We start from the raw sequence: 4,212 nt of genomic DNA, 5'->3' as shown, positions 1-4,212 counted from the left end.
TTATCTGATCCAGACGGATGCTGTAAAAAGATACTTGCTTCCTCAAATGAATTACAGAGAAAACCTTCAATGGCTGGCATATGCGGAAGAAGCAGACATATTAAATGTAGCATTATTTGGATTTACGGCGAAAGCATGGAGAGAGGCAAATCCTGAACTTGCGAAGAAAAACAATGTCAGAGATTTTGCAACTATCAATGAATTAACAGTGCTTTCCAATCTAGAATCTCATAATGCGCAGATGCTTAAAGAAGGAAAGAAAAAAGAAGAAAGGTTTGAAATCCTACGCGAAATTGCTGAATATCAGCTGAATGTCTTGAATGCAGCTGAAGAGATTAAAATGATAGAGAGTGATGGAGGAATGCCAGAGGTATGAATTTGAGGAGAATTTTGTAAAGTATTTTTCCTATATCATAATATTTGATGTAGGATATAACAGCCAAGGAAGAGGAAAAATATGGATTACGTTTATAACTATAATGATATGCAATTTTTTGCCGAAACAAAAAATGATATAGAAGAAAGAATGCAGAGAAGGCTTACTTATTACAGAATGTACTTATATGCGTATATGGTTGAGAAAATCAGCAAAGAAAAGACGGAAGGCTGTGTAAAGAAAAGCAAGATGTCTTCGTTCTGGGACAAAGAAAGTTGTTTAGAGCAGAAAATATATGGGATGATGACAAAATGGAAGGTAAGACATCCTATAATGGGGATTGTTCTTTGCACGATATTAGGAAGTGTGCTTCTTAGTTTGGTGACGGAAATTATTATAGATGCAATTATTATGATGCTATAAAAAGCCGCATATTTTTGCGGCGATTTGATCTTATTTTATGTATCGATATTACACAGGAAAAGGGGCGGCAGCATGGATATAATTAAGTTAAAAGAAACGATACTCCAGGATAAGGTATTTCTAATTCAGATATTCAAAAAATATTCGGTTTGGGAGAAAAAGAGAAGGCCAAGGCATCGAGACTTCTTACCAGTGCTGTTGAAGGTGGATATATTAAAGTAATGGACCTGGATACAACACCCAGATATAAAAAGTATATTCCATATTGGGCATAATTTAAGTTTCGCTAAGCTTGATTTGATAGGCTGGCTATAGTGGTAATAATATGACATTTGTTGATGGATAAATGTGACAATGACGTTACATCCTCCCCACTGATTTTGTGACAACAATATAACGTCCTCCGTCCAAAAACAACGGTTTTATGGGAAAAATCGAAGGAAAAAAGGTCAAAAAGTTTGTAGCAATGACTTGACATCCTCGGGGGCATTATGTACAGCACAAAGTATCCCTAAAATATGAAGTTTTTACAACTACTATCAGGGGAAAATGGTACAATTCATTTCAAATACCTCTCTGTTCAATAAGATTTTTTACTAACCGTGCAAAGTCAGTAATCTTATTTTACTCTGAGGTATTTTTTCTCAACCTTCTCTCGCGGAATTCCTTATATTTGAATTATACAAGAAGCTCCTGATATTATAGAATTTGAACTGACAGTGACTGGTCATCCGGCGAGATCGAGTCGACTTCGGAAGAGATAAGTTTACGGGCTGTTGTAATGCGCCACTCACCTCCACATGTTCTGTAGTGTGTCAGTCTTATAAAAATAGTATCAGAAGGAAATTAACATAGAGAGTGAAAATCAGTGTAACTGTTTCATGACGCATTGGTGTCTTTCGCTGAAAGATGGGTTATATAAATAAAAAAACAAAAAGCAATATTTAATTGCGAAAATGTAAAGTTGTATTGCTTGCTCAAATGACATATCAACTGTATAATACAATCAAACAAAAGGAGGAGGGAGCTTATGAATAAAGTAAAAGATAGTAATCAAAACATTGCAAAGGCAGTTCTTAAGATAAGGCAAGATAATAAGCTTTCTCAGGAACAATTTGCTGAAATGGCAGGAGTAACAAGACAGGCGGTGTCTAGATGGGAAATGGGAGTCTCTGTTCCAAATATTAATGCACTTATTCTAATAAGTGAGAAATTTGATATTCCAGTTGATGAAATGTTAAAGTCAGGAGACGTTGTTGAAAAAATGATTAGTATTGTGACAATGCTGCCTGTCCCTAGTGGAAAAACTTATCAGATTAAGTATAGACCGCTGTATACAAAGTTGTGCAGAGGCAGTATTATAAAATAGGTGGTTACTCTTCAGCAACCAATGTCATTTAGTTAGCGTTTGACCGAATCAAGTAAGTCCCCTGCTTCAATTGCGGAGAGCAATAAGCAGTGGGTGGAACAGAGGGAAGGGATAACTATGTATCGTATTTTTATCGTAGAGGATGATGAGATCATCTCAGAAGTACTGAAAAAGAATCTTTCGTCCTGGGGATATGATGTATCCTGTGCGGAGAATTTTTCCGATATTATACAGGAATTTGTACGCAGAGATCCCCAGCTCGTCCTGCTGGATCTAAAGTTGCCTTTCTATAATGGCTTTCACTGGTGTGAAGAAATACGCAGAATTTCTCAGGTTCCGGTTATCTTTATTTCTTCGGCGGCAGATAACATGAATATGGTTATGGCGATGAGTCGTGGCGCAGATGATTTTATTGCAAAACCGTTTGATATGGATGTACTGACTGCAAAAATTCAGGCGATTCTGCGCCGCACATATTCCTTTGGAACTCCGGGAAATGTTCTGGAATATAAAGGGGTTGTTCTGAGTCCTTCCCGCTGTACCCTGACGTGGAATGGAAACGATATTGATCTTACGAAAAATGAGCTTCGCATTCTGGAAATATTGATGGAGCATGCCGGAAAGGTTGTTTCCAGAGATGCGATTATGACGAAGCTATGGGAGAGCGACAGCTTTATTGATGATAATACGCTGACTGTGAATATTACCCGCCTGCGCAGGAAACTGGAAAAAGAAGGACTGAAAGAATTTATCATTACCAAAAAAGGTCTTGGATATATGGTATAAGGTGCAGTATAAACAAAAGGATTTTTTATGAAACTATTTCTGGATTATATAAACAAAATTAAATTCTATATCATTCTGCAGCTGTTTCCTGTAATGCTTGCAGAAATAATTTTCTTTCTTTATCAGCTGCCGATGGAACCGATGGTGTATGTTACTGTTTTCTGGCTATTAACCGGAATTTGTGCATGTCTGGGCGGATTTTACAGATACAGGAAAAAAGTACAACAGTTGGAACTGATTGCAGCTGCACCGGATATCAATCTTTCACAGATGGATTCTCCTATCGGTCAGGATGAAAGATTCCAACAGGAAATTATGCAGCAGCTAGATCAGATACGTATCGATGTGGAGACTGCTAGCCAGAAGGCATCTGAAGACATGACAGATTATTATACGATGTGGGCACACCAGATCAAAACGCCGATTTTTGCACTGCGTCTTTTGCTTCAGGAGAGTCCTGAGGAAAATAAAGAGAAACTTTCGGAACTTTTTAAAATTGAGCAGTATGTGGAGATGGTTCTTGGTTATCTAAGGACAGAAGATATGTCTTCGGATCTTAAGCTTTCCCGCTGTTCTCTTGACCGGATCATACGTGATCAGATTCATAAATATGCAGGAATTTTTGTCTCAAAGAAACTCACACTTACTTATGAAAGTATTTCGCAGGATGTTCTGACGGATGAAAAATGGCTGGGATTTGTGATCGGACAAATTTTATCCAATGCCCTGAAATATACCCGGACCGGAGAAATCCGAATTTATCTGGAGAAAAAATTATCTCTGGATACAGATGATGTAAGCATTTCGATAGGAAATAATGGCTGCAATAAAGTAGAAAACCTTACGCTGGTCATTGAAGATACCGGAATTGGTATTCGTGCAGAAGATATTCCGCGAATCTTCGAAAAAGGCTACACCGGGGTAAATGGACGGGATGATAACTGCGCAACAGGTATCGGACTGTATCTCAGCAACAAGATTATGCGTAAACTGGGACATCGCCTTTATATAACTTCTACGGAAGGAAAAGGAACGAAAGTATTTCTTGAATTTTCAGTTGAAGATTTGAATATGTATTAGAGTTTTTTTTTCACGTTTTAGAGGAAATTTGCTAATATTTAAGTGACACGAAACCTTACAGAAATGTAAGGTTTTTTCATGTACGGCTTTAGCCTGTTCAAAATGTCTACGCAGCGTGTAGGCATTTTGAACTATAACCCACCTGCTTCGCGGGTGGTGACCCATTGTTATACGCAAA

4 protein-coding genes and 1 pseudogene are annotated in these 4,212 nt (G+C 37.7%); all 5 read left to right on the top strand.

Annotated features, from left to right (window positions below; genetic code table 11):
- Positions 1-376, top strand: a pseudogene (locus OCV61_RS14395) (KilA-N domain-containing protein); the annotation flags it as partial.
- An 81-nt stretch (positions 377-457) separates the two neighbouring features.
- Positions 458-799: a hypothetical protein gene (locus OCV61_RS14390; RefSeq protein ID WP_158422386.1), complete on the top strand. Its 342-nt coding sequence runs from the start codon at positions 458-460 to the stop codon at positions 797-799.
- Positions 800-1,829: 1,030 nt separating this feature from the next.
- Positions 1,830-2,168: a helix-turn-helix domain-containing protein gene (locus tag OCV61_RS14385; RefSeq protein ID WP_158422385.1), complete on the top strand. Its 339-nt coding sequence runs from the start codon at positions 1,830-1,832 to the stop codon at positions 2,166-2,168.
- A 117-nt stretch (positions 2,169-2,285) separates the two neighbouring features.
- A complete protein-coding gene (locus OCV61_RS14380) occupies positions 2,286-2,954 on the top strand; it encodes a response regulator transcription factor (protein WP_158422384.1) in 669 nt (222 codons plus the stop codon).
- 27 nt (positions 2,955-2,981) lie between these two features.
- Entirely contained in the window at positions 2,982-4,034 is a 1,053-nt protein-coding gene (locus tag OCV61_RS14375) for a sensor histidine kinase (RefSeq protein ID WP_158422383.1), read from the top strand.
- The last annotated feature ends 178 nt before the right edge of the window (positions 4,035-4,212 follow it).

This window comes from Blautia ammoniilytica (genome assembly GCF_025566965.1).
Taxonomy (GTDB): Bacteria; Bacillota; Clostridia; order Lachnospirales; family Lachnospiraceae; genus Blautia_A; species Blautia_A ammoniilytica.
Note: the sequence above shows the minus strand (reverse complement) of the source record. Positions and strands in the feature narration are given on the sequence as shown.